The following is a 25,231-nucleotide window of genomic DNA, read 5'->3' on the forward strand; positions in this document are numbered from 1 at the left end:
ATTTATCCCTTGCGGGAACGGAACTTTGCGGCGGCGATTCACAACAGTCCGACTTGAAAATCAATAAACAGTTATAATAGTATTATGAAAAATGCAGTTTTATCAGTAGGGGCCCAATTCCCTGAGTTCGCAAAAAAGGCAGTAGTTTCCATCGAGAAAGGCAAGGAGTTCTATGAGATCTCTTCCGAAGAGATCAAAGCTTCCGGAAAATGGATGGTAATGTTCTGGTGGCCGAAAGATTTCACCTTCGTTTGCCCCACCGAGATCGCCGAGTTCAACAAACATTACCAGGATTTCGCTGACCGCGACGCGATCCTGATCGGCGCTTCTACCGACTCCGAGTTCGTGCACCTGGCATGGAGACAAAACCACGACGATCTCCGCGGCCTGCAGTTCCCCATGCTGGCCGATACTTCCAAATCCCTGGCAGACGAGCTGGGCATCCTGGAAGCCAGCGAGAAGATCGCTTACCGCGCTACTTTCGTGGTAGATCCCCAGGGTATCGTTCGGTGGACTTCCATCTACGACCTCTCCGTTGGCCGTAACGTGAAAGAAGTGATCCGTGTACTGGATGCGCTGCAGACCGACGAGCTCTGCCCCTGCAACTGGCAGAAAGGCGAAGCTACCCTCAACGCGTAATTTCGAGCAACGACTTTATTTCGTGGCCGGGCGGCATGCTGCTTGTCCGGCCATTTTTCTGACATTTCAAATCGATACAACCGATGTTTGGGACCAATACGACCGATACCGCACAACAGATACTGCAGGCTGTAGGGCTGGGCGCCGCCGAAGTGCCGGCCAAACTGGCCGCGCTGGCCGCTGTGGATGCGCGTTATCTGAAAGACTTGAAAATCAACGTTTCCAATGCGCTCGACGCGGCAACCCTCGAGAAGAAGGAAGCTTTCCTCGTGGCGCTGTCTGTGGCGGTGAACGAGAAATTGCCGGCATTGCAGGGCGGTTTCGAGCAACTGGCGCTGGCTGCCGGGGCTACGGAAAAGGAAGTGGCAGAGGTGATCAGCTGCACTTCGCTTATGAACGCCAACAACGTGTATTACCGTTTCCGCCACTTCGTGGAGAAGGAATTTTATACTTCTGCGCCTGCCGGTATCCGGATGAGCATTATGGCCAACCCGGTGATCGGGAAGGAGTTCTTTGAGCTGCTGAGCCTGGTGGTGAGCGCGCTGAACGGCTGCCAGATGTGCGTAACGAGCCACGAAGAAGCCCTGCTGAAGCACGGTACGTCGCAGCAACGGGTGCTGGACGCGGTGCGGCTGGGCGCGGTGGTGAAGAGCCTGGGGGTATTATTCTAATGAGCGAATCGTCCATTATTTTAGACAGTGATTCCGGAGTGTTAATAAAAACACTTCCTTTAATTTGATATTTACATAAATTAATGCGACTTTTGCAGTCCAAAATTTTTAGAACATGGCTAGAGTATGTCAGGTGACTGGGAAAAAACCGATTACAGGTCATCATGTATCTTTCTCGAACATTAAGACAAAGAGAAGGTTTCTGCCCAATCTGCAAACCAAGCGTTTCTTTTTGGCAGAGGAAGATCGTTGGATCACTTTGAAAGTGTCCGCAGACGGTCTGAGAACCATTAATAAGCGTGGTCTCTACACTGTTGTGAAAGAAATGCGCGCTGCAGGTAGAAAAGACGTTTAATTCATCGGTATCAACTTAACCAGTATACAAAATGGCAAAGAAAGGTAACAGGGTGCAGGTAATCCTCGAGTGCACGGAGCATAAGAACTCCGGTCAGCCCGGGACTTCCCGCTACATCACCAACAAGAACAAGAAAAACACTCCGGAGCGTCTGGAGCTGAAAAAGTACAATCCCATTCTCCGGAAGGTGACTGTGCACAAGGAAATTAAATAAGGTCGACTTTAATTGCCTGGCTGTTAATCGTTTACGTCTATATTCGATTAGCGCTTGACGATTGACAACCTTTACAATTAACGTTTAACATTTATACGAAATGGCAAAACAAGCTTCAAAGAACTCGAAAGTAAAAGACGCGAAGGCTGCGGCTGAATCCAAAGTGTGGACGAAAGTGATCAAAGCTGAACGTTCTCCCAAGAGCGGCGCTTATACCTTCAAGGAGCAGATCATCCACAAGGATACTGTAACTGAGTACTTTAACAAAAAGTAATTCGGCTTTACTAATCATACTGCACAGAAGCTGTTCGTATTAAGACGGACGGCTTTTTGTGTTTATATCCTTATCTTCGCTCCAGTTTTTTAACCACTAGCATCACCAGTATGGGATTTTTCAATAAGCTCTTTTCCCGCGAAAAGAAGGAAAGCCTGGACCAGGGCCTGCAGAAGACGAAAGAGAGCTTCTTTTCCAAAATCGGCCGCGCCATCGCCGGCAAATCCACCGTAGACGCCGAAGTGCTCGATAGCCTCGAAGAAGCCCTCGTTTCCGCAGACGTTGGGGTAGATACCACCGTTCGCATCATCGACCGCATCGAAGCAAGGGTTTCGAAAGATAAGTATATGGGCACCAGCGAGTTGAACCGTATACTGCAAGAGGAAATCGCAGCCATTCTCGTGGATGCCCCCGATTCCGGGTTCCGCGACTTCTCCACCCCCGAAGGCAAAAAACCTTACGTGATCATGGTCGTAGGAGTGAACGGCGTCGGCAAAACCACCACCATCGGCAAACTCGCATATAATTATAATAAAGCCGGTAAATCCGTCCTGCTCGGCGCTGCGGACACCTTCCGCGCCGCCGCGGTAGACCAGCTGACCATCTGGAGCGAGCGCGTAGGCGTGCCCATCGTGAAGCAGCAAATGGGCTCAGACCCCGCTGCCGTAGCATTCGATACCGTACAGAGCGGTGTTTCCCGCGGGTCGGACGTGATCATCATCGACACCGCCGGCCGGCTCCATAATAAGCTCCACCTGATGGACGAGCTTTCCAAAATCAAGCGCGTCATGAACAAGGTGATCCCCGACGCCCCCCATGAAGTGCTCCTCGTGCTCGATGGCTCCACAGGCCAAAACGCCCTGGAACAGGCCAAACAGTTCACCGCTGCCACGGAAGTAACTTCCCTGGCCATCACGAAACTGGACGGTACCGCCAAGGGTGGTGTGGTGCTCGCCATCGCCAACCAGTTCAAAATCCCGGTGAAATACATCGGGATCGGGGAGAAAATGGAAGATCTTCAGGTGTTCGACAAAGAAGAATTCGTAGATTCGCTGTTTAGCCTAAATAGCTGATTATCATAAATCATTATTGTGTAGCCGGGAGTTTTGCTTCCGGCTTTTTTTATAGTGCTGGTGCCAGGGAATGATCCCATGCCGTTGTTTTTCCCAACAGGACATTGGTAATGAAGATATTTGTCATTGGGTGGATACAAAGGGTAACCGGACTTAGGTACCAAGGTAACATGTGTGGGACGATGATCATGTCGAAAGCCGGTTTGACCGTTCATTGCCATATCAGGGCGAATAAATAGGGGAAATAATAGGATCGCAGTTCCACGGGACTGCGATCCTATTTTAAATAATCATGACAATAGGTTGATATCCAGTTAGTTAACTTGAATAGCTAGTTCTTGCTTCTTCGAAAGAAACGCAGGCAGTTATGGATCAATCCCGCCGAAATGCACATCGGGCAATAGCCATACCGGAAGAGAACGGCTTTCCAGCCTTTACGGGGAGTGGTGGGTACCGGGCAATTGTTTTGCATGTTTTTTAATAGAGATACCCGTTTTACGAAATTCTCACCCTTTGCGGACAATTTTCCGGGCTTGCTGAAGGCATTTGTATTTTTGGTTGTCGAACGAATGGCGGTTTTTATAGCCCAGTTCTTCCGCTACTTTTTCCTGTTGCTTTTTGGGGAGCAGGAACGCCTTCGACAATAATAGGAAACAATGCTGCGTCAACCGCTTGAGCACCGCGTACAGCGGTGCCAACGGGGTATGGGCGGGTTCCGGGCAATCCGCCGGATCGGGGAGCGGCTGGGAAGACAGGCGTTCCCTTTCGCGGAGGCGCTTCAGCCATTGCCGGCGCGCCGCCGCCAGCAGAAAATGGGAAGGAGGCGCCGTGAGCCGGAACGAGGAATCCGCGGCCAGCTGGCACAATGCCATAAACGCCTCCTGGAAGGCGTCTTCCGCATCCGGACGGGTACCGCCGCGCAGGAGCACCATGCGCTCCACCGCGGGGAAACACTCGGAATAAAGGGCCTCACAGGCAGGGCGGTCGCCGGTGCGCAGGGCCGAAAGCCATTCATTATATTGTTGTGGGTCCATCATCCGGTAATACCCTTTCCCCCGAAATATCACCCAACTTTTTCTAAAAACCAAGATTTCAACCATTTACCCCGTGCGCTCCGAATGCAGCAATTCCTTAAATTTGGGATAGCGTCATTTGTTTTCACCCATTAAACCAATTCGTGTTTATGCAAGTACAATCCATAGATCGAGTTGACCATATCACACCGGAAGATTTCAGGAAACACTATTACGAGACCCGCAAACCCTTGATCATCACAGGATTGTCCAAACAATGGCCAGCCTTCGAAAAGTGGACCTGGGAATATTTCAAGTCTATCGTCGGCGACAAGACCGTGGGCGTCTACAACAACGAAAGGGCAGGGGCCAAAACCCTCGTGAACGGGGCCGATGAATACATCACGTTCGGCCAGTACCTGGACATGGTCGCCAAAGGGCCGGTACAGCTCCGCATCTTCCTGTTCAACATTTTTCAGCACGCCCCGCAGCTGACGGAAGATTTCAGCTGGCCCGACGAGCTCGCCAAAGGTTTCCTCAAAAAATACCCGATGCTCTTCGTCGGCGGTGGCGGTTCGGTTGCCCATATGCACTACGACATCGATCTCAGCCACATCTTCCATACCCAGTTCGTTGGCCGCAAACGCGTGCTGCTCCTGGAAAACAACCAGTCGGAGCTCATATACCGCATGCCCATGACCGTGGAAAGCGCCGCCAATTTCGTGGGCTGGGCCGAGCGGCTCGACGAAAACCGTTACCCCGCGCTCAAATACGCCAAAGCGTATACCACGGTGCTGGAGCATGGGGATTCCATGTTCATGCCCGGAGGCTACTGGCACCATATGGAATACCTGGAAGGCGGTTTCGCCATGAGCCTCCGCGCCCTCGACCAATCGCTCTCCGGCAAGCTCAACGGGCTTTACCACATCGCAGGGCTCCGCAGCGTCAACAACCTCCTCATCAAAATGGCGCCGGAATGGTGGTACCATTATAAACGGAAAGTAGCCACCCAAAGAGCCGAAAAAGCCATGCGCCGCCTCATGGCCTAACGGAAAATGCAGATATTCAAATAATTTACTTACCTTTGCGTCTTCTCAATAGCTCCACTTAGGCTCATAGTCACTTCAAACAGCTTGCCTGCTGTACTCTCAAGAGCGTGTCTGCGTGTCTTCGTGGCAATTCCGGGACGAAACCGGGAGAAATTAAAAAATTGCTTTTTGAAGACGAGAACTTTAAAGAAAGACAAGGTTAATATTATCACGCTGGGTTGCTCCAAAAACATGGTGGATTCGGAGGTATTAAGCGGTCAGCTGAAAGCCAACGACATCGATGTGGTGCACGAAAATGCCAAACGCGATCATAACATCGTGATTGTCAACACCTGCGGATTTATTGACAAAGCAAAGGAAGAATCCATCAACACCATCCTCGACCAGGTAGACCTGAAAGAGAGCGGCAAGCTCGACAAGGTGTACGTGACCGGTTGCCTCAGCGAGCGTTACCGGGGCGACCTGGAGAAGGAAATTCCCGGTGTGGACGCCTGGTTCGGTACGATGGAAATGACCGCCATCCTGAAGAAATTCGATGCCGATTACAAGGCGGAACTGATCGGGGAGCGCCTGCTGAGCACGCCTTCCCATTACGCTTACCTGAAAATTTCCGAAGGCTGCAACCGCACCTGTTCCTTCTGCGCCATCCCGCTCATGCGCGGCCAGCACGTTTCAAAGCCCATCGAACAGATCGTGGCGGAAGCGGAAAGGCTCGTGAAGATCGGTGTGAAGGAAGTGATGCTCATCGCGCAGGAACTGACCTATTACGGGCTGGACCTGTACAAGCAGCGCCGCCTGGCAGATCTGCTCAACGCCCTCGCCGATGTGAAAGGGCTGGAGTGGATCCGGCTGCATTACGCGTATCCCACGAAATTCCCCATGGAAATCCTGGACGTGATGCGCGAGCGCGACAACATCTGTAATTATCTCGACATCCCGCTGCAGCACATCGCCGACCCGATGCTCAAAGCCATGAAGCGCCAGATCACCCGCCAGGAGATCGTGGACCTCATCGCCGGCATCCGCGAAAAAGTGCCCGGCATCGCCCTGCGCACCACCCTGATCACCGGCTTCCCCGGCGAAACGCTGGAAGACGTGGAAGACGTAAAACGCTTCCTCGAAGAAGTCCGCTTCGACCGTGTGGGCGTGTTCACCTACAGCCACGAGGAAAATACTTCGGCTTACGAGCTGGAAGACACGATCCCCGCTGAAGAAAAGGAACGCCGCGCGCAGGACATCATGGAAACGCAGCAGGAAATCTCCCTGGAGAAAAACCAGGAGATGGTTGGCAAAGTCTTCAAAGTAATAGTGGATAAAAAAGAATCCGGCCGATACCTGGGCCGCACGGAGTTCGATTCGGTAGAGGTGGATAATGAAGTGATCATTAACACGGACAGGAAGTTGAAACCCGGAGATTTCGTACAGGTTAAAATTACCAGGGCGTTCGACTACGACCTGGAAGGAGAGCTGGTTTAAACTTTTTGCGCCGGCGTCATTAGATCACCCGGTCCGGTTATTAAAACAACCCCGGGCCACCGAAAAAAATTACATGATTACATTCGAAACATTAGGCTTACAGGAAAACCTGCTTAAAGCCGTTACCGACCTTGGCTTTGTGACCCCGACACCCATCCAGGAGAAAGCCATCCCGGTTCTGCTGGGCGGCGACCGCGACTTTGTGGGCCTCGCACAAACGGGAACCGGTAAAACGGCCGCTTTCGGTCTTCCCCTGCTGCATCAGCTGGATTTGAAGGTCCGACAGCCCCAGAGCCTGATCCTGTGCCCCACGCGCGAGCTCTGCATGCAGATCACCAGCGACCTCAAGAACTTTTCAAAATACCTGGGCGAAATCAACATCGTTCCCGTATACGGCGGTACCTCCATCGGAATGCAGCTGCGCGACCTTAAACGCGGTGCGCACGTTGTAGTGGCAACGCCCGGCCGCCTGCTCGACATTATCGAGCGTGGCGCCATCAACTTCGACAATGTTCGCTATGCGATCCTTGACGAAGCGGACGAAATGCTGAACATGGGCTTCCAGGAAGACATCAACAGCATTCTCTCCAACACCCCCGAAGAAAAAACCACCTGGCTGTTTTCCGCCACCATGCCCCAGGAAGTACGCCGGATCGCCCAGAAATTCATGGAAGATCCGTTCGAACTGACCGTTGGCGGCAAGAACACCGGTAACGCCAACATCGAGCACGAATACTACGTGGTGCGTCCCCGCGACAAATACGCCGCGCTCAAACGCATCGTAGATTTCAACCCCGACATCTTCGGCATCATCTTCACCCGTACCAAGATCGAATCCCAGGAAATCGCGGAATCGCTCATCAAGGACGGCTACAACGCCGACGCCCTGCACGGTGACCTCACCCAGCAGCAGCGCGACAAGGTGATGAAACGCTTCCGTGAAAAGAACCTCCAGGTACTGGTGGCTACAGACGTGGCTGCGCGCGGTATCGACGTGGATAACGTTACGCACGTGATCAACTACGAACTGCCCGACGACGTGGAGAACTACACCCACCGCTCCGGCCGTACGGCCCGTGCAGGCCGCTCCGGCGTTTCCATCGCCATCATCAGCGGTCGCGACATCGGCAAGATCCGCCAGATCGAGCGCGTGATCGGCAAGAAATTCGAAAAAGGTGAAGTGCCCGACGGGTTCGCCGTTTGCGAAAAACAGCTGTTCGCCCTCGTTCACCGCGTACATAACGTAACCGTTAACGAAGAGCAGATCGATCCTTACCTGACCCGCATCTACGAAGAATTCGCGGACCTGAGCAAGGAAGATATCATCCGCCGCTTCGCATCCCTCGAATTCAACGAATTCCTCGAATACTACCAGGACGCCCCTGATCTGAACGTGAAGGAAGGCCCCCGCGGCAGCGACGAACATTCGATGACCCGCCGTAACTCCGGCAAATTCACCCGTCTGTTCATCAACCTCGGTTCGGTAGACAATTTCACCCGTGGCGATATGCTCCGCTTTATCTGCGATAACGCAGGCATCCGCGGCAACAAGATCGGCCGCATCGACCTGAAAGGCGTGTATTCCTTCTTCGAAGTGGAAAACGATGTGGTACCCCAGGTACAGACCGGCTTCAAGAAAGTGGATTACAACGGCCGCTCCGTGCGGATCGAAACCTCCCAGGACGGCGATAAGCGCAAGCCCGGTGGCGGCGGTGGTTACCGTTCTTACGGCGACCGCCCCAAGCGCACCTGGACCGGCAGCGAAGACGGTACTTTCCGTCCGCGCCGCGAATTCTCGAAAGGTGCCAGCAGTGGCGGATTCCGTCCGAAACGTGGCTAGTTGATTTTTCTTATCAAGAAATATTATACCCGCAAGCGTCAGTTTGCGGGTATTTTTTTACCTTGTACCAAAGCACCCAAAGCCCAGATATGACGACCCATCAACCGAACAAACAAAAGCTCCCCCGCAACGAAGAGCCTTTCAGAGAACTACAGCCCGTTGAGCCTTTCTCCCTGTTTTCCGCCAGGGACGTGGAGCTTTTCCAGGCCGGTACGCACGACAGGCTGTACGAGAAATTCGGCTCGCACGGGCTTACCTACGAAGGAAAGCAGGGCACGTATTTCGCCGTGTGGGCGCCCAATGCGGCTTTTGTGTCGGTCATCGGGGACTTCAACGAATGGAACGCCTATAGCCATACCCTGTTCCCGCGGTGGGACAAATCGGGTATCTGGGAAGGGTTCATTCCCGGGATCAGGGAACAGCAGCTGTATAAATATTTCATCCGCTCCAATTCCGGGGAAGAGCTGCGGAAGGGCGACCCCTTCGCCAACAGCTGGGAGCTGCGGCCGAAAACGGCTTCCGTCACCACGAAACTGGAATATAAATGGAAAGACGCGGCCTGGATGAAGAAAAGAGGGGAGAAGAACGGGCTGGACAGTCCATTTTCCGTCTATGAAGTGCATCTCGGCTCCTGGCGCCGGCCCGATCCGGACGACCATGAGCGTTTTTATACCTATCGCGATATGGCGGCCATGATGGTGCCGTACGTGAAGGAGATGGGTTTCACGCACGTGGAATTCATGCCCGTGGCCGAGCACCCGTTCGACGGGAGCTGGGGGTACCAGCTGACGGGGTTCTTCGCGCCCACGAGCAGGTACGGCACGCCGCAGGATTTTATGGCGCTGGTAGATGCGTTCCATCATGCGGGGATCGGGGTGATCCTGGACTGGGTGCCTTCGCATTTTCCGTATGACGACCATGGCCTGTACCGCTTCGACGGGAGCCATTGCTATGAATATGCGGACATGCGGAAAGGGTTCCATCCCGACTGGAACAGTTATGTTTTCAACTATGGCCGTAACGAAGTGCGCTCGTTTTTGCTGAGCAATGCCCTTTTCTGGCTCGACCGTTTTCATATCGACGGGTTGCGCGTGGACGCGGTGGCCTCGATGATCCACCTGGATTATTCCCGCAAACCGGGGACCTGGGAGCCCAACGTGCATGGCGGCGCCGAAAACCTGGAAGCGATCTCCTTCCTCAAGGAAATGAACTCCCGCATTTACGAGCGGTATCCGGACGTGCAGACGATCGCCGAGGAATCTACTTCCTTTTACGGCGTGAGCCGGCCCGTATTCCTCGGCGGGCTCGGGTTCGGGATGAAATGGATGATGGGCTGGATGAACGATACGCTCGATTATTTCAAGAAAGACCCGCTCTATCGTAAATGGTATCATAACCAGATCACTTTCAGCATGATGTACGTGTTCAGCGAGAACTTCATGCTGCCGCTGAGCCACGACGAAGTGGTGCACGGCAAAAGCCCCATGATCTACAAAATGCCCGGCGACGACTGGCAGAAATTCGCGAACCTGCGCTTGTTATACAGTTACATGTTTACGCACCCCGGCACCAAGCTCCTTTTCATGGGCGACGAGTTCGGGGATACGAAGGAATGGAACTTCAAGTCGGAACTGGGCTGGCATTTGCTGCAGCACCCTACCCACGGCAGGCTGCGGGAATTCGTAAAGGCGCTCAACGGTTTATATACCGGGGAAACGGCGCTTTTCGGGCAGCAGTTCGATCCCGCGGGGTTTGAGTGGATACATTTGGCCGACCAGGAAAACAGCATCCTCGTGTACGCCCGCAAAGGCGCGAACGGGGACGTGATACTCGTGGTACTGAACATGACGCCGGTGCCCCGTGAAGATTACCCGGTGCCCATTCCCTGGGGCAATACCTTCCACGAAATCCTCAACAGCGACGATGCCCAATGGTACGGCAGCGGCGTCGTGAACACCGGGCCGCTGACGCCGGTTACCGGACGGTTCGGGCGGCCGTTCGACCTCATGCTGAGACTCCCGCCCCTGGGGGCTTCCATCCTGAAAATGGAACCGGAAAAACCGAAAAAGGGCAGGAAAAAAGCATAATACCCTCCCGAAATAATCTGGCCGAAAATTTGTGGTTGCATTCCGGTACCAATCGTCCGGAAACGCCTGGCTGCGCCCCAGTGGTGCGCTAAAGGCTGAGATTTTTGTTCGGTGGAATGAATTCTCCAGTCGCCCACCTGTATCCAGACAATAAGCATTAGCGTTCGCACGTTAAATGGATTGCCATTATCTTGTATTGAACCAGGAAAAAACCATTATCTGTATTGAACGAAAAACTTCGTATGCCTCCGTCCATGCCATATTTATTGTCAACGCTTTAACCGGGTACAACATAAAAACCACATCACCTTTAAAACCAAATCTTTAGTATGAAAAACATCCTCCGAAAAGCTGGTTGGCCCGTACTTCTTATGGGCATACTGTCCGTCGTAATTTACGCCTGTAGCAAAAACGAATCCGCCGCACCCGAAAAAGTGCCCGATGGAAAGCAGAAAGTCAGCCTCATGCTGACAGACGATCCCGGGCTGTTCGACAAGGTGAATATCGACATCCGTAAAGTGGAAGTTTTGACGGACACCTGCGCAACGACGGCGCGCAATGACGATGACGATGATGATGACGACGATTGGGACGACCGCGACCGTTGCGGTTGGTGGGAAGACTGGCACGACCGCTGGCATAACCGCGACTGCTTTGTGTGGGATTCGCTGGGCGTGAAGCCGGGCGTATACGATATGTTACAGCTGCGCAACGGCCTGGATACGAGCCTGGCGACGGGTTACGTTCCGAAGGGGCGCATCACGAGCATCCGCATCACGTTGGGGACGGAGAATTCGCTCGTGAAAGACGGGGTGACGTATCCGCTGCGTTCCATCAACGGGCAGGTGAAGATCGTGATCCGTGTACGGCATAACGAGTGGGACGAAGTATCGCCCGACAACCTGCAGCTGTGGCTGGATTTCGACGTGCAGCGTTCCATCATCCGCGTCAGCAACGGCCGTTTCATCCTCAAGCCTTATATCCATGTATGGACGGTGAAACAGACGGGCGCCGTTTCCGGAAAAGTATTGCCGGTGGATGCGCAATCCGTGATCACGGTATACAACAACGCCGATTCGCTGTACGCATTGCCCGGACGTAGCGGAGAATGGAAGGTGAGGGGCCTCAAACCCGGCACCTACAGCGTTTTTGTAAATGCCGGCAACGGGTATAGAGACACGACGGTAACGGATGTAAAAGTGGAAAGAGCGAGGGAAACACGCATCCCTTCCATCACGCTCAAAAAATAGATTCTGATCAGCGCATAACCTATGCGTTTCCTGTATAAGGCCGTTCCCGGAAATGGAGCGGCCTTTTTACTTCCGGAAGACTTGTTGGTTGATAAAAAATATTAATTTGTGGGATCGAAAAATCATGAGTATGAAACGCACGGGCATTATGATCCTGTTAGGCTGCGGCCTTTATTTCTCCGCCGGCGCGCAAAGCGCGGAAAACCGGGTAGACGCGAAAAAGCGTAAACAGGGCGTGTGGATGGAAAGGCTGCCCGCGCTGCGGGAAGACCCGGCGTACATACTGGAGGGCACTTACCTGAACGACCGGAAGGAAGGCGTTTGGAAAAAGACGACGGAAGATGGTGATCTCGTGGCGGAAGAAACGTATAAAAACGGCGCGCTCGACGGGCTGTGCAAATATTATTACCCCAATGGAAAAATAATGGCGACGGGCAGGATGCTGGCCATCGACCTGGAAGGACAAAAAGATACCGTTGTGACCATCGATGTGACGACGGGCGAGGAGAAACTTGTGGAAGTAACACGTAAGGGCCATTCCGTGCGCCACGGCGAATGGAAGCTCTATGATGAAGACGGCGGCGTGCTCCGGGAAACCTATGAAAAGGGGGAGATCAGCGAGTCGGTGATGCAGGAAAAACGGCGCGCAACACAAACTCCTTTGCCGCATGAGACACAGCCGGCGAAACGGGGCGGCAGAAAAGAATAAAAACATACCAAAACTAATCCGAACCCCGCGTCGTAACGTATATTTTAATACGGAAAGGAATCCTTATATTTATTCACCGCAACTGTGGTGAATGCCCCGTGATAACGATCCACCTATTTGATTGAACTACTGTAGCAGCCGGCCGGCAATGCAAGACATGAAAAACCTGGCGCCGGCGACGCTTTATTTTTCCAATTTGTTTGTTTCAAAATCTGTTCGTGATGATGCAAATTTTATCCCGGCTACGGATCAGGGTCCAGGCCATATACCGGATGGGCGTGGTACAATCGATCGGTAAGGAAGAGGCCCGCAGGATCAGGGTGGTCAACATCGTGAGCGCGATCACCGGGTGGCTGGTGATCATCTACGGCATTGCATTTTATCTGCTGCTGCACTCGCTGCTTATTCTTTTGCCCGCTTTGCTGGTGTTTGCCCCATCATTTTTCGGGGTGATCTGGCTCAACGGCAGGAGGCGGCATACGGAGGCACGCGTGGCCATACAGGCTATTTTCATATCATTGATCCTGTATTACGGGAGTATTCTCGGACGGGTGACGGAAGTACAGCTGCTGGCCGTTTTCCTTATGAGCGTGGCACTGCTCATCTGGAAACCCCAGGAAAAGGGGCCCCGCATCATCTGTGCGGCCATGCCCATCCTTTGTTTGGTTATTCTCGAGTTTATTTACTATTTTCATCTTATTACGCCGCTTCCATTAAACGAAACGACACAGAATATCTACCGCTGGATGGTAATGCCGGTTGTGCTATACCTCAACTACCTGGCCATCCACCTTTACCAGGATAATATCATGGACCTGCTGCGGATTTTGCGCAACAGGAATATGTCGCTCGCCAAAAGCCGCCGGGAAGTGGAGCGGCAGCGGAAAGAACTGGAAAAATACAGCCGGGAGTTGGAACAGCTCGTCCGCGAACGTACCTTTGCGCTGATAAAGGCCAACAATGCCAAAACGCAGTTCATCAGCGAGTTGAGTCACGATATCCGGACACCGCTGAATCTGATCGTGGGAATGACGGAGCTCCTTTGCGATACCCTTTCCTCCGGCGAGCCGGACGCACCCGTCCAGGCCCGGCAAATGGCGCGGAACATGCAGGCGGCAGGCCATAATATCCTTGAACTCGTAAATCACGTGCTGGAATTGTCTAAAATAGAAGCCGGGAAAACCGATGAAGTAAGACCAGAACCCTTTTCTCTCCGAGAATGGCTCCGGCACACCGTCAGCATTTACCAAAGTGTTGCCAGCAAACAATCCGTCACCATCCACCTGGAAGTAGACGGCCGCTTCCCCGAACAGATCCTCAGCGATAAGGTCATGCTCGGCCAGATCATCAACAATATCCTTTCCAACTCCATCAAATTCACGCCGGCAGGCAAAAATATCCGCGTGCGCTGCTTCCATCAGCAGAACCGCCTCTTCCTCCAGATCTGCGACGAAGGCAAAGGCATCCCCGCCGGCCAGCTCGACGCCATCTTCGAACCCTTCGAGCAGGGCGACAGCGAGGTGTACCGTGAATTCGGCGGCAGCGGGCTGGGCCTCGCCATCGCCAAGCGCAAAGCCGAAACCATGGGCGGCAATATCCAGGTCAGCAGCACCCCCGGAGAAGGGACCAACTTCGTCATCACCCTGCCGCTGCTCGTCAGCGAGGAAGTGACCGGGCTCCCGAAACCCGCCGTGGAACTCAGTTTATTGCCCGCAGATACGACCGTGGTGGTGATGGACGACAATGAATTCGACCACCTCATCATGAAACATTTCCTCGCCCGCATCGGCGTTACGCGCGTAGCTTTCGCCAGCGACGGGGCAGACGGCATCGAGCTGGCGAGAAAAACCATGCCCGACGTCATCCTCATGGACCTTCACATGCCCGTGCTCAGCGGCCGGGAAACGTTCCTGGCGCTCCGCGCCGACGAAAAGCTGCGCCACATCCCCGTGGTCGCCGTTTCGTCGGATGCGTTCAAGGAGCAGGAAGCTGCGTATATCCATTTGGGTATGGACGGTTATATCCGCAAACCGGTAGACGGCAAGGTGCTCCACGCCGTGCTGGAAAAATTGCTTCGCTTCGCCGCCCAACCCATGCCGGCCAAGCTCGCCGGCGTGCCCGTGGAAGCGCCCCGTTCCGCCTGACAAATCCAGTCACTTCACCCGGCCACTGTGGGACCACCGCGTGGCCTACGTAGCATTACCGATTTTTCCCTGCTTGCGGTTTCCTTTTGTATTCCGCTGCAGTGGCTGATTGTAGCCTGTTTTGAATGCCCGGTCCCTGCGGCCGGGCAGGCGTATTTTATCCGTATTCCGGGCAATTTCGCTCGGCGTTCCAATTCGTCATATTAGCACTGAATAACTCCATCTCGTTGGCCCAAGGGTTTTCAGATCGGCGGGCCGGTCGTTTCTTGCTGTGTCTAAACCTTCATTTTATCAACCTAAAAGACGCTTATGAAACGATTGCTATTCATGTTGATCCTTACCGGGCTCATGCCGGCGCTGTTTGCGCAGGATGCGGTAAGGAAGGGCGTGGTGCTGGATGAGACGGGAATGCCCCTGGAGCGGGCTTCCGTTCAGATCAAGGGCACTACCACGGGCACTTTTACCGATGCCAAAGGACAATTTTCCATCAAATCCCCCCAGCACTCGGTCCTCGTTTTCACCATGGTCGGCTTCCTGCGCGCGGAAGTGGCCGCCGCGGCGGTGGACGGCGACTATACCATCCGGCTGACCAAAAACGAAAGCCAGCTGACCGAAGTAGTGGTGACCGCGCTTGGCGTGAACCGCAACAGGAACCAGATGCCCTATGCCGTGCAAACCATCAAGGGAGACGAGGTCGCCAAGATCAGGACCCCCAACTTCGTGCAGGGCCTTTCCGGCAAGATCGCCGGGCTGAACATCCAGCAGGGGAACGCCATGGGCGGCTCCACCAATATCACGCTGCGCGGCATCCGCTCCATCACGGGCGATAACCAGGCGCTTTTTGTGGTAGACGGTGTGCCCTATGCCAATGCTTCCGGCACCCGCAATATCCTCAATACCACCAACTCCTCGCAGCGTACCGGCGGCGGCGGCTACGATTACGGTAGTACCGCGGCCGATTTCAACGCAGACGATATCGAGACCATCACCGTCCTGAAAGGCGCCGCGGCCAGTGCGCTCTACGGATCGCAGGGCGCCAACGGCGTCATCCTCATTACGACCAAAAAAGCCAATCGCGGCCTGGGCGTTACTTTCAACGCCGGCGGAACGCTGGGTATGCTCGATAAAAGCACGTTCCCGACCTATCAACGCCTCTATGGCGGCGGATACGGGGCGGACAAGGACGATGCCACCGGATATTTTTATGAAGACGACCTCGACGGCGATGGCCAGCCGGACCTCATCGCGCCGATCGGCGACGATGCTTCCTACGGTCACAAATTCGATCCCAACCTCATGGTGTTCCAATGGGAATCGCTGTACCCCGGCACGCCCAAATACCTGAAAAAACGCGCCTGGACAGCGCCTGAAAATAATCCCGACGCGTTTTTCCGCAAGGGCTCGGCCACTAATTTCAGTGTATTCGTAGACGGTGGCACAGATAAAGGGGCCTTCAAGCTGGGGCTTACCCGCAACGATGAAAAAGGCATCATCGAGAACAGCCGCATCCAGAAGAACCTCGTCAACATCAGCGCATCCTTCAATCCCATTCCGAAACTGACGATCTCCGCCGCCGCCAATTACACCAATATCAAAGGCAAAGGCAGATGGGGAACGGGGTACGACGGATCGGAAGGTAAAAATATCATGACCAGCCTCCGCCAATGGTGGCAAACCAGCGTAGACATTCTTGACCAGAAAGAAGCGTATTTCGTGGACAGGAAAAACCGGCCCTGGAACATCGTGGGGTACGACGACCTGCGGCCGTATTACTGGGACAATCCCTACTGGACGATCTACGAAAACTACCAGGACGACACCCGCAACCGCTTTTTCGGCAACGTTTCCGTCAACTACAAGGCTACGGAATGGCTGAACGTGATGGCCCGTGTAGCGCAGGACTATTACGACGAACTGCGGGAAGAGCGCATCGCCATCGGCAGCACCGGCGTTCCGAAATATTTACGGTCTAACCGTTGGTTCAAGGAAACCAATATCGACCTGTTGCTGAACGCCGACAAGGAAATCGCGAATGGATTGACGCTGAAAGCGCTGCTGGGCTCCAACATCCGTAAACAACGGATCGAGAACATCCTCGCGGAAACGAACGGCGGCCTGGTGGTGCCGAGGCTGTATACCCTCAGCAATACCCTCAGCCAGCCGGCTTCTCCGCTCGAATACCTGGGCAGGAGGGAAGTACAGGGCATTTTCGGCGGAACTACCCTTTCGTACAAGGATATGCTGTCGCTCGACCTGACCCTGCGCCGCGACGTTTCTTCCACCTTGCCCAAGGGTGCCAACAGCTATTATTATCCGTCCGTCTCCGGTGGCTTTACCTTCAGCAAACTGCTGCCCGCCGCTACCTGGCTGAGCATCGGCAAGCTCCGGGCCAACTATGCGCAGGTAGGCGCCGACGCCCCGATCTCCGCCGTTCGCGACACCTATTTGCAGGAGCAGATCTGGGGGCCGGTCGTGCAATACAGCACCCGTTCCACCAAAAACAACCTGGGCCTGAAACCGGAGCGTACCGAAAGCGTGGAAGGCGGCCTGGAACTCGGTTTCTTCGACAACCGGATCGGCCTGGACCTTACCGCGTATAAAACCAAAACGATCGACCAGATCATTCCCGTAGCCTCTTCCGCCGCTTCCGGCTTCCTCGCGCGGTACATGAATGCAGGCGTAGTGGAAAACAAAGGGCTGGAAGTTTCGCTGACCGGCGCTCCCGTGCGCACGGCCGATTTTTCCTGGAACGTAACCGCCAACTGGTCTACCAACAAAAACCGCGTGGTATCGCTGCCCGATGGCGCCGACAACCTGCAGCTGGCCAGCTTCCAGGGTAACGTGACGATCAATGCCGCTATAGGACAACCTTTTGGCATCATCCGCGGTACCGATTACGTGTATACGAACGGTAGGAAAACGGTGGACGACGATGGCCGGTACCTCATTTCTCCCACCACCAACAACATCATCGGCAATCCCAACCCGGAATGGCTGGCAGGGCTCAATAACCAGTTCCGTTACAAGAATTTCTTCCTCAGCTTCCTGGTAGACATGCGTAAGGGCGGCGATGTGTTCAGCCTCGATATGTATTACGGGCTTTCCCAGGGGCTGTATACCGAAACGGCGCTCGTTAACAGTCGCGGTGTGAACTCGCGCGAACCGGTCGATAAGAACGGCGGCGTGATCATGGACGGTGTGACGGCAGACGGTAAGGAAAACGAAATATGGGTGGAAAACGAGTATGGCACGTATGGCGACTATTACAATCCCAACAAGGGCTTCGTGTACGATGCTTCGTATGTGAAACTGCGGGAAGCGGTGTTTACCTATACGTTGCCCAAAACGTTGCTGTCGAGGATCGGGTTCGTGAAGGGGTTGGACCTGTCGCTGATCGGGCGCAATCTCTGGATCATCCATAAGAACCTGCCGCACGCCGACCCGGAAGATACCCTGGGATCGGGCAACCTCCAGGGCTACCAGAGCGGTTCTTATCCGACCACGCGCACTTTCACCTTCAACCTGAAATGTAAATTCTGATCAACATGAGAAAACAACTCATCACTATAATGCTCGCCGGTGCGCTGGTGTCGTGCACCAAAGACCTGACGAGCCTGAACGACGACCTCAAGAACCCCGAGGTAGTGCCTCCCGGAACGTTGTTCGCCAGCGCCGAGCGCGAACTGTTTACCGCGCATGCTTCTCCGAACGTATATGTCAACGTGTTCCGCGTGATCACCCAATACTGGCAGCAAACCACCTATAACCAGGAAAGCCAGTACGAGCTGGAAGGGAATGCGCTTTCGGGGGCCTGGTGGCGCGACCACTACTTTTTCGTCATCAAGAATGTCCACAGCTGCCGCAAATGGGTGAAAGCGTCGGAAGTGGCGGAAGAGGTGCGCAAGAACCAGCTGGCCTTGCTGGAAGTGCTCGAAGTGACCGCTTATTATTACCTCACGACAACTTTCGGGAACGTGCCGTACAAAGAGGCGATCAACGATGATAATTCCTTCCCGAAATACGACGACGCCAAAGGCATCTATACAGACCTGCTGGCACGGCTGACTGCGGCGATCGGCGATATGGACGATAGCGCGGAGAGCTTCGGCGACTCCGACCTCATCTACGGCGGCGATGTGGCCGCGTGGAAGAAAATGGCCGCTTCGCTCAAGCTGAAAATGGCCATCCTCATAGCGGACAGCGACGCCACTGCGGCACAGACGGCGGGCGAAGACGCCATTGAATCAGGGGTCTTTACCAGTGCAGACGATAATTTTACGCTGCATTTCCTCGCTTCGCCGCCGTATACCAACCCGGTTTACGAAGAGCTGGTTCAAAGCGGCCGTATCGATTTCGTGGCATGCAAAACCATCGTAGATACGCTGGCTTCTTTCAATGATCCGCGGATGACGCGCTTCTTCAGGACCGTGCCCACAGTGGGCGGCTACAAGGGAGCGCCTCCGGGCACCAAGCCGGACTATCGCCAGTTCTCCCGCATCCACCGCGATTTCAACAACCCGGAATTGCCGGGTATCATGCTGGATTATCCGGAAGTGGAAATGCTGCTGGCGGAAGCGAAACAGCGTGGCTGGAACGTATCCGGTTCGGCTGCAGACCACTATATGGCCGGCGTGAGAGGAGCTCTTGAATCCTGGAACATCCCGGATGCGGAGATCGCCCAATACCTGGCGCAACCGAAAGTGGCTTACGATCCCGCCAACTGGAAAAAGAGCATCGGCGTACAGAAATGGATCGCGTTTTTCAACCGCGGGGCCGATGGCTGGACGGATTTCCGCCGCCTGGATTTTCCGAAACTGCAGCCCGCGCAAAATGCCATCTCCGGATTCCCCGTACGCTACCGGTATCCCGTTTCAGAACATAACATCAACCGCCGCAACTACGAAGCCGCGGCCCAGGCGATGGGTGGAGACAAAGTGGAGACCAAGCTCTGGTGGGATAAATTTTAACAGACATTTCTTTTCATCATAAGCATTATTTAGATTTTGGATGACAGTGACCGGGGATTTCCATCCCCGGTCTTTTTTATTTTCCGGTCTCGGAATGCGGTGCATCAACCGGTTTGGATTCTGGCGAGCCCCACTGCCGCAGCCATATCGACAGGATGACGATCGACGCTACGGAAAGGAATTCGCTCTGCCAGTTCTGGAACGATTCGAACCAGAATTTGGGATTGGATAAATAAGCGGCGGCAGTTTCGGTGGGCAGGCCCCTGGCGGATTGTTCCAGGTTGTAATGCCCGCGGCTTCCCATGAAATGCAGCCAGAAGGAAACGATGAAGAGCCCGAAGAATGCCAGCGAAAGGGAATGCTTGTACAGCCGCAACCACCATCCTCCCTTGTTGACGGGCCAGGGCGCATCTTTCGAAGGTTTCGGCTCTCGGTCCACCTCTTCTTTTTTATCGAGGTCTTTGGATTCGGCCGAGCCCCATTGCCGGAGCTTCACCGTCAAAATCACGTACATACCCATCTGCAGAAACTCACTTTCCCAATTCTCGAACGTGGCTTCAAAAAAATGCGGACTGGCCAGGTACGGCAGCAGACGGACGGGTGGAAGATGCAGGTCTTTCAATTCGTCGTTGAACTCCTGCCAGCCTGTAAGCGTTTGCGCGGCAAGACAAATAAACAACAATGACAAAAACACGATACTGAGCCCGTTGCGGTAGAAAAAGGAATGATTTTTCATAACTATGACCTCCTTGTGATAAAGAGATGAAAAAGCGTGCCATGGCTGATTTTGGGCGCTGGAAAGCGTAGTGGGGAAGTTACTGCCGCAAATTGTGGCGATGTGCCACAGTTGTTACCGCAAATAATAAAGCCGTTACTGATAAAAATCGTTATCTTCCATATACTGCGCTATTTACCGTCCAGCGACTTGAACCATATCACTCCATCTCAATTGTTCCGCATGAAATCAAATCGTATCTGTATGCTTGTTGATGACGACACGGACGACCAGGAAATATTCCTCTACGCGCTTCGTGAGTTGAACCTGCCGGTGTTGTGCCAGTTTGCAAGGGACGGGCGCGAAGCATTGAAGAAACTGGCCGCAGCCGGTGAAAAGCCCGATTACATTTTTCTTGACCTGAATATGGCGCCGATGGATGGCCGCAGCTGTTTAATGGCCATGAAAGCCGATCCGCAGCTCCGCGATATCCCCGTCATCATTTATTCCACGTCTTCCGACCCGCGCACCCGCGACGAAATGCTGATGCTCGGCGCATCCGGATATTGGGTGAAGGACGTCAGTATTTCCAGGCTTTGCAGCTGGCTGAGGTCCTTGCTGGAAGAACAGCATGTCGTGTAACGGTAAAATCCGGCACCATTTTTTCGTGAAAACTAAAAAAAACTATGCTTTTGGACGACCCGGCCATCGTAGGAAAGGAAGACATCCCCGATCAGCATCTGGGGAACAAGACCAACGATTGCCAGATGATCACGCTGCCTACGAAGGAAGATGCGGAACAGCTGTTCCGTGAATCGCTGGACAGGCTCCTGGAAGTCAATAACTGGAAAGAAACGAGCGAAAAGCCTTTGGCCTCCTTCCATCTCTCCGACGGATCCGGAAGGCCCGTTCAGCGCAAAGCCGCTCCGGGCGACTACATCCGCATCCGGCTCCCGGGCCCTGGAAACCCGAATGGGAACGGGTTCGACTGGGTCGTGATCGAGGCCATTACGGAGCAGCGGAACATCCGTAGCGACACACTGTCCGTTGCAATGCGGGTGCGCCCTGCGCCGCAGCCGGAGAAACCGCTGCACAGGGTGTCCCATTTCTTCCAGCGGTATGCCACAAGTACATTCATGGTTGTTTTGCAGGGAAGAACGGTGTTCGCCTGCGTGTTTGGCCGCAATGAAGTGCCGAACACGAATGCGAAAGGGCTGATCGCGAAGCTGCGCAACCTCATCGTGTCTGTCACCGCCATGCTGGGGTTTTCGCATTTCCAGTGGAAGAGCCTGGTGAATGGGATACTCGGCATCCGGAAGTAATTCTATCCTCATACGCGTTCCAGGCAGGCAAGAAAGGCTTCAAGGGACTTTTCCGCATACCAATGGCGGATTTGTTCCGGATCTTCACCAGGCGCATCGAGCCGGCGCGATTCCACGATATCTTCTCCTTTCGCGATGGCGTACCACGCAAACACTTTATTGCCGGACTCCGGCACGGGCGTTACATATCCGGTGATGGAAATCCCCCAGTCGCTGCGGAACAACCTGCATGCGCCCGCCGCCATTTCCGCCGCCACCCGTTCGCTCACGCAATTCACTTCCTGCGCATGGATGGGCTCAATGAGGAGATGTCTGGATTTTTGCCCGAGATTGTAAGCGGTGATCCCGCCCTGGAATAAGCGCATCGCGTCAGGAGCCGCTACGATGGCGGATTGCAGCGCGCCCCCCGTGGCGCTTTCGGCTACGGCTATCGTTTGCCCGGAGTGGATGAGCCCGTTGCGGATAGCGGTAAGTAAAGACATATCGATCATGCCGGAACTACCGAAAATAGCATGCCAGCCGCGAAACGGGGAATTTTTTCGCGACGAATCCTTACATTGCGGGCCGGTTTTTTAACCCCGATTCTCCATATGACCGCTACGCTCGCATCCATAGCATCCAAAGCATTACGTCCCGCGGGATGGCACATCACGAGTATGTTACAAGACGCCGGAAGTGAAGACTACGACGGCCACGACCTTCTTTGCGAGGGCAACGTCCGCATCAAATACCGCCAGGCGAAATTAACGCCCAAAAAAGCGGGCAATTTTGTGGCGTTATGGAAAAGAAGCGGTGCCGGCGAAACGGAGCCTTTCGCGCTTTCCGATCCCTACGACTTTTACATGATCGCTGTACAAAGCGGACCGCGCAGCGGATTTTTCATGTTCCCGAAACAGGCATTGGCCGATAACGGTGTGTTGACGGTCGGGCCGAAGGAAGGGAAGCGCGGCTTCCGGCTGTATCCCGATTGGGTGGAAGCGCCCAACCGGCAGGCGTTGAAAACACAACAATGGCAATCCGGCTACTTCATCGATCTGGATGAAAGTGAAGCTGCCGGCAGGTTGCAGCGGATCTGCCAAATTTAAACTGCACGGCCAAAACTATTTTTCATAAGCCCCCGTATCTGTGTTGTCAATTGAATAATTTCGATTTCAATTTTTGTATTCAACACCAAACACGTCACTACTATGAAAAGTACAATGAAAATGGCCATGCTGGCGGCTGTAATGGGTATCACTTCTCCGAATGTTTTCGCGTCGGCCGGTTGCCGTGTTGAAACCATGGCTGCTGCTTTCGATTGGTCCAGGTCCGCGACGGGTACATGGGCAGGCATGCATGAAGGGAAAATGCAATGGTATAAACTGGATGCCAAAGGCGGGCTTTGGCAAAGCCATGATGGCAAGAAATGGACAGCTGATAAGACCGGTATGTGGATGGATAAGGAGGGCAAATGGTTAAAGATCCATGAAGGCAAACTAGTTTGGAGCACAGATGGCAATGCATGGTCGGAAGTGCCCGAATGGAAGTGGGAGGGAGCCGATGGTAAATGGTATAAGTTCGATGCCAGCTGGAAACTGTGGGTGAACGGATAGTCCGGAACGCCCCTTGCAGGCATCAGCGAGGGGCGTCAATTATCTTAAAACCGGATATACGGTTCCCCCGTATATTATGCTGTTCGAGTTATTCATAATCTTTTGAAGTTTATATCAAAATATACAGAGGACGACCTGGTTCAGCTGTTAAAACAGCGGGACGAAACCGCATTCAGGTATTTGTACGACAATTACGCATCCGCGTTATACGGGGTGATTTTCAGTATCGTTCCGGAAACGCACACGGCGCAGGATGTTTTGCAGGAAAGTTTCGTAAAGATTTGGCGTTTGATGGAACAATATGATCCCTCCAGGGCGAGGCTTTTTACGTGGATGCATAATATTGCCCGTTCCGGTGCGATAGATGCGGTACGGAGTGCGGCATGGCGGAATGCGCGGAAGGTAGAACCTGTTCAGGATTATCATCATGCGATCGCCGGATCGGTTATAGAGTATACGGGTTTAAGGAAATCGGTCAGCAAGCTGACCGCAGAGCATCGGGCATTGATAGAATTATCTTATTTTCAGGGCTATACACATGAAGAGATTGCCCGGTTGGAGAATATCCCGATGGGGACGGTTAAAACGAGGTTGCGGGCAGCGATCCGGCAACTCAGGAAAATGATATCTATATTTTTATTTGCGTGAACGTATCGGCATACATACAAAGTGGGGTGATCGAAAGTTATGTACTTGGTCTTGCTACGCCAGAGGAAAGGGCGGAAGTGGAACAATACCGTGCCCGGTATCCGGAGATCGAAGCCGCCATTCAAAAGTGCGAGGAGAATCTGGAGACATATTGTTTCGATCATGCCAGGCCTCTGGAGAATAACCTGTGGGACGACCTGAAACACAGGTTAGCTGAAAGCACCGATGTAGCTGATGCCGGGAACATTTATCCGGGAACCGGTACGGTAGTGCGTGAACGGAAGCTTATCCGCGGGGTATTCGGTTGGGGGAGCGTAGCTGCCGCAGCTGCTATTTTGTTGCTGGTAAGTGTTGCGGGGAATATTTTGCTTTATCAGCGTTATCACCGGCTGAAGGATGATTATGCGGCGGTAATGCGCCGCAACGATTTACTGCTTGCGGGCAACAGTGCCATAAGGGATACGATGTCCAGGGTGTATTCCCACGTCCGTTCTGTTGCGGCACCGGGCACCAAGAAAATTCTGCTTAAAGGTGTGGGTGGAAAAGAGGGTGAAGTTACCATTTACTGGAATGATGATAGTCATGATGTTTTTGTCTATACCCAATTTTTGCCGCCTGCGCCTAAAGGAAAACAATTCCAGTTATGGGCTTTGGTCGACGGTAAGCCTGTAGATGCAGGAATGCTGGACAATTGTCAAGGCTTTTGCCGGCTCAAGCCGGTGGAACATGCGGATGCATTCGCGATTACCCTCGAAAAGGAAGGAGGAAGCCCTACTCCAGATCTGACCCAGTTATATGTAATGGGCAATGTTGCCGGTTAATGTAGGTTCAACCTTATGCTTAACTATTAATGCAGCATGCAACAGCCGCGGATGAAATCGGGGCCATTGTAGAAGGCGGGAAGTGAATTGTCTCCGCTACACCGGCCGCCATCGCACAAATCATCTTCGCTAACCGGCCTGCAGGGCAAAATCCTGAAAATTGAAGCCGCGGATGGAATCGGACCATCGTAGAAGGCGGGAAGCGAATCATTGCCGCCACACCAGCCTGCAAGGCCAAATCATAAAAAGTGAAGCCGCAGATGGAATCGGACCATTTGTAGAAGGCGGGAAGCGAATCATTGCCGCCACACCAGCCTGCAAGGCCAAATCATAAAAAGTGAAGCCGCAGATGGAATCGGACCATTTGTAGAA

At 53.7% G+C, this 25,231-nt stretch carries 24 protein-coding genes; 21 read left to right on the plus strand and 3 right to left on the minus strand.

All coding sequences use genetic code 11. The features are described 5' to 3' along the window. Positions 1-84 precede the first annotated feature (84 nt). From ACQKLP_RS11600 to ftsY, 6 genes are all read left to right on the plus strand, one after another. Entirely contained in the window at positions 85-639 is a 555-nt protein-coding gene (locus ACQKLP_RS11600) for a peroxiredoxin (protein ID WP_341839149.1), read from the plus strand. Between the two features lie 83 nt (positions 640-722). Continuing rightward, entirely contained in the window at positions 723-1,310 is a 588-nt protein-coding gene (locus ACQKLP_RS11605; protein WP_427322918.1) for a carboxymuconolactone decarboxylase family protein, read from the plus strand. 115 nt (positions 1,311-1,425) lie between these two features. Then, positions 1,426-1,665 (plus strand): 50S ribosomal protein L28, encoded by a 240-nt coding sequence (gene rpmB / locus ACQKLP_RS11610; RefSeq protein ID WP_126249338.1) that lies wholly within the window; start codon positions 1,426-1,428, stop codon positions 1,663-1,665. Between the two features lie 31 nt (positions 1,666-1,696). Beyond that, entirely contained in the window at positions 1,697-1,879 is a 183-nt protein-coding gene (gene rpmG, locus ACQKLP_RS11615) for a 50S ribosomal protein L33 (protein ID WP_089918539.1), read from the plus strand. 100 nt (positions 1,880-1,979) lie between these two features. Continuing rightward, entirely contained in the window at positions 1,980-2,153 is a 174-nt protein-coding gene (locus ACQKLP_RS11620) for a DUF4295 family protein (RefSeq protein ID WP_126249337.1), read from the plus strand. A 110-nt stretch (positions 2,154-2,263) separates the two neighbouring features. Continuing rightward, the gene (ftsY, locus tag ACQKLP_RS11625) at positions 2,264-3,226 is read left to right on the plus strand and encodes a signal recognition particle-docking protein FtsY (RefSeq protein ID WP_341839151.1); all 963 of its coding nucleotides are present in this window, start codon (positions 2,264-2,266) and stop codon (positions 3,224-3,226) included. A gap of 506 nt (positions 3,227-3,732) precedes the next feature. Here ftsY and ACQKLP_RS11630 read toward each other — a convergent pair. Then, positions 3,733-4,260, minus strand: coding sequence for an RNA polymerase sigma factor (locus tag ACQKLP_RS11630; RefSeq protein ID WP_427322919.1), 528 nt, complete (start codon positions 4,258-4,260; stop codon positions 3,733-3,735). Positions 4,261-4,409: 149 nt separating this feature from the next. On the opposite strand from ACQKLP_RS11630, the gene ACQKLP_RS11635 reads away from it, so the two are divergent. From ACQKLP_RS11635 to ACQKLP_RS11675, 9 genes are all read left to right on the plus strand, one after another. Then, positions 4,410-5,288 carry a cupin-like domain-containing protein gene (locus tag ACQKLP_RS11635; protein ID WP_427322920.1) on the plus strand — a complete coding sequence of 293 codons (879 nt, stop codon included), beginning with the start codon at positions 4,410-4,412 and terminating at the stop codon, positions 5,286-5,288. A gap of 168 nt (positions 5,289-5,456) precedes the next feature. Next, on the plus strand, positions 5,457-6,764 hold the full coding sequence (rimO, locus tag ACQKLP_RS11640; RefSeq protein ID WP_341839155.1) for a 30S ribosomal protein S12 methylthiotransferase RimO: 1,308 nt from the start codon (positions 5,457-5,459) through the stop codon (positions 6,762-6,764). A 73-nt stretch (positions 6,765-6,837) separates the two neighbouring features. Beyond that, positions 6,838-8,604, plus strand: coding sequence for a DEAD/DEAH box helicase (locus tag ACQKLP_RS11645; RefSeq protein ID WP_427322921.1), 1,767 nt, complete (start codon positions 6,838-6,840; stop codon positions 8,602-8,604). 89 nt (positions 8,605-8,693) lie between these two features. After that, positions 8,694-10,691, plus strand: coding sequence for a 1,4-alpha-glucan branching protein GlgB (glgB, locus tag ACQKLP_RS11650; RefSeq protein ID WP_427322922.1), 1,998 nt, complete (start codon positions 8,694-8,696; stop codon positions 10,689-10,691). A gap of 329 nt (positions 10,692-11,020) precedes the next feature. Continuing rightward, positions 11,021-11,941, plus strand: coding sequence for a DUF4382 domain-containing protein (locus ACQKLP_RS11655; RefSeq protein ID WP_427322923.1), 921 nt, complete (start codon positions 11,021-11,023; stop codon positions 11,939-11,941). A 130-nt stretch (positions 11,942-12,071) separates the two neighbouring features. Beyond that, positions 12,072-12,650, plus strand: coding sequence for a toxin-antitoxin system YwqK family antitoxin (locus tag ACQKLP_RS11660; RefSeq protein WP_427322924.1), 579 nt, complete (start codon positions 12,072-12,074; stop codon positions 12,648-12,650). 221 nt (positions 12,651-12,871) lie between these two features. Then, positions 12,872-14,794 carry an ATP-binding response regulator gene (locus tag ACQKLP_RS11665; RefSeq protein WP_427322925.1) on the plus strand — a complete coding sequence of 641 codons (1,923 nt, stop codon included), beginning with the start codon at positions 12,872-12,874 and terminating at the stop codon, positions 14,792-14,794. Between the two features lie 309 nt (positions 14,795-15,103). Further along, positions 15,104-18,334, plus strand: a complete 3,231-nt coding sequence (locus ACQKLP_RS11670; protein ID WP_427322926.1) for a SusC/RagA family TonB-linked outer membrane protein — start codon at positions 15,104-15,106, stop codon at positions 18,332-18,334. A gap of 5 nt (positions 18,335-18,339) precedes the next feature. Next, on the plus strand, positions 18,340-19,761 hold the full coding sequence (locus ACQKLP_RS11675; RefSeq protein WP_427322927.1) for a SusD/RagB family nutrient-binding outer membrane lipoprotein: 1,422 nt from the start codon (positions 18,340-18,342) through the stop codon (positions 19,759-19,761). A gap of 76 nt (positions 19,762-19,837) precedes the next feature. Here ACQKLP_RS11675 and ACQKLP_RS11680 read toward each other — a convergent pair whose 3' ends face one another. Continuing rightward, positions 19,838-20,497: a DUF6766 family protein gene (locus ACQKLP_RS11680; protein ID WP_427322928.1), complete on the minus strand. Its 660-nt coding sequence runs from the start codon at positions 20,495-20,497 to the stop codon at positions 19,838-19,840. A gap of 243 nt (positions 20,498-20,740) precedes the next feature. Here ACQKLP_RS11680 and ACQKLP_RS11685 point away from each other — a divergent pair, with 243 nt between their 5' ends. Then, positions 20,741-21,118: a response regulator gene (locus ACQKLP_RS11685; protein WP_427322929.1), complete on the plus strand. Its 378-nt coding sequence runs from the start codon at positions 20,741-20,743 to the stop codon at positions 21,116-21,118. Between the two features lie 44 nt (positions 21,119-21,162). Then, entirely contained in the window at positions 21,163-21,798 is a 636-nt protein-coding gene (locus tag ACQKLP_RS11690) for a hypothetical protein (RefSeq protein ID WP_427322930.1), read from the plus strand. A gap of 8 nt (positions 21,799-21,806) precedes the next feature. On the opposite strand, the gene ACQKLP_RS11695 is transcribed toward ACQKLP_RS11690, so the two are convergent. After that, complete coding sequence (locus ACQKLP_RS11695) at positions 21,807-22,280, minus strand: CinA family protein (RefSeq protein ID WP_427322931.1); 474 nt, start codon at positions 22,278-22,280, stop codon at positions 21,807-21,809. Between the two features lie 108 nt (positions 22,281-22,388). On the opposite strand from ACQKLP_RS11695, the gene ACQKLP_RS11700 reads away from it, so the two are divergent. The 4 genes from ACQKLP_RS11700 to ACQKLP_RS11715 all read left to right on the plus strand — a co-directional run bounded on the left by ACQKLP_RS11700 (position 22,389) and on the right by ACQKLP_RS11715 (position 24,859). Further along, entirely contained in the window at positions 22,389-22,883 is a 495-nt protein-coding gene (locus ACQKLP_RS11700) for a MepB family protein (protein ID WP_427322932.1), read from the plus strand. Positions 22,884-22,985: 102 nt separating this feature from the next. After that, the gene (locus tag ACQKLP_RS11705; RefSeq protein WP_427322933.1) at positions 22,986-23,390 is read left to right on the plus strand and encodes a hypothetical protein; all 405 of its coding nucleotides are present in this window, start codon (positions 22,986-22,988) and stop codon (positions 23,388-23,390) included. A gap of 102 nt (positions 23,391-23,492) precedes the next feature. After that, a complete protein-coding gene (locus tag ACQKLP_RS11710; RefSeq protein ID WP_427322934.1) occupies positions 23,493-24,038 on the plus strand; it encodes an RNA polymerase sigma factor in 546 nt (181 codons plus the stop codon). Continuing rightward, the gene (locus tag ACQKLP_RS11715; RefSeq protein WP_427322935.1) at positions 24,035-24,859 is read left to right on the plus strand and encodes an anti-sigma factor; all 825 of its coding nucleotides are present in this window, start codon (positions 24,035-24,037) and stop codon (positions 24,857-24,859) included. The genes ACQKLP_RS11710 and ACQKLP_RS11715 overlap by 4 nt, the downstream gene beginning before the upstream one ends. Positions 24,860-25,231: the final 372 nt, after the last annotated feature.

The sequence above is a fragment of the Chitinophaga sp. NPDC101104 genome (assembly GCF_050277495.1).
GTDB lineage: Bacteria > Bacteroidota > Bacteroidia > Chitinophagales > Chitinophagaceae > Chitinophaga.

Bases quoted from the DNA above. Each gene is read 5' to 3' on its own strand.
- ACQKLP_RS11600 (WP_341839149.1), top strand. From the start codon at position 85: ATGAAAAATGCAGTTTTATCAGTAGGGGCCCAATTCCCTGAGTTCGCA.
- ACQKLP_RS11620 (WP_126249337.1), top strand. From the start codon at position 1,980: ATGGCAAAACAAGCTTCAAAGAACTCGAAAGTAAAAGACGCGAAGGCT.
- ACQKLP_RS11630 (WP_427322919.1), bottom strand. From the start codon at position 4,260: ATGGACCCACAACAATATAATGAATGGCTTTCGGCCCTGCGCACCGGC.
- ftsY (WP_341839151.1), top strand. From the start codon at position 2,264: ATGGGATTTTTCAATAAGCTCTTTTCCCGCGAAAAGAAGGAAAGCCTG.
- ACQKLP_RS11690 (WP_427322930.1), top strand. From the start codon at position 21,163: ATGCTTTTGGACGACCCGGCCATCGTAGGAAAGGAAGACATCCCCGAT.
- ACQKLP_RS11685 (WP_427322929.1), top strand. From the start codon at position 20,741: ATGCTTGTTGATGACGACACGGACGACCAGGAAATATTCCTCTACGCG.
- glgB (WP_427322922.1), top strand. From the start codon at position 8,694: ATGACGACCCATCAACCGAACAAACAAAAGCTCCCCCGCAACGAAGAG.
- ACQKLP_RS11670 (WP_427322926.1), top strand. From the start codon at position 15,104: ATGAAACGATTGCTATTCATGTTGATCCTTACCGGGCTCATGCCGGCG.
- rpmB (WP_126249338.1), top strand. From the start codon at position 1,426: ATGGCTAGAGTATGTCAGGTGACTGGGAAAAAACCGATTACAGGTCAT.
- ACQKLP_RS11680 (WP_427322928.1), bottom strand. From the start codon at position 20,497: ATGAAAAATCATTCCTTTTTCTACCGCAACGGGCTCAGTATCGTGTTT.
- ACQKLP_RS11665 (WP_427322925.1), top strand. From the start codon at position 12,872: ATGATGCAAATTTTATCCCGGCTACGGATCAGGGTCCAGGCCATATAC.
- ACQKLP_RS11675 (WP_427322927.1), top strand. From the start codon at position 18,340: ATGAGAAAACAACTCATCACTATAATGCTCGCCGGTGCGCTGGTGTCG.
- ACQKLP_RS11705 (WP_427322933.1), top strand. From the start codon at position 22,986: ATGAAAAGTACAATGAAAATGGCCATGCTGGCGGCTGTAATGGGTATC.
- ACQKLP_RS11635 (WP_427322920.1), top strand. From the start codon at position 4,410: ATGCAAGTACAATCCATAGATCGAGTTGACCATATCACACCGGAAGAT.
- ACQKLP_RS11605 (WP_427322918.1), top strand. From the start codon at position 723: ATGTTTGGGACCAATACGACCGATACCGCACAACAGATACTGCAGGCT.
- ACQKLP_RS11645 (WP_427322921.1), top strand. From the start codon at position 6,838: ATGATTACATTCGAAACATTAGGCTTACAGGAAAACCTGCTTAAAGCC.
- rpmG (WP_089918539.1), top strand. From the start codon at position 1,697: ATGGCAAAGAAAGGTAACAGGGTGCAGGTAATCCTCGAGTGCACGGAG.
- ACQKLP_RS11695 (WP_427322931.1), bottom strand. From the start codon at position 22,280: ATGTCTTTACTTACCGCTATCCGCAACGGGCTCATCCACTCCGGGCAA.
- ACQKLP_RS11660 (WP_427322924.1), top strand. From the start codon at position 12,072: ATGAAACGCACGGGCATTATGATCCTGTTAGGCTGCGGCCTTTATTTC.
- ACQKLP_RS11655 (WP_427322923.1), top strand. From the start codon at position 11,021: ATGAAAAACATCCTCCGAAAAGCTGGTTGGCCCGTACTTCTTATGGGC.
- ACQKLP_RS11700 (WP_427322932.1), top strand. From the start codon at position 22,389: ATGACCGCTACGCTCGCATCCATAGCATCCAAAGCATTACGTCCCGCG.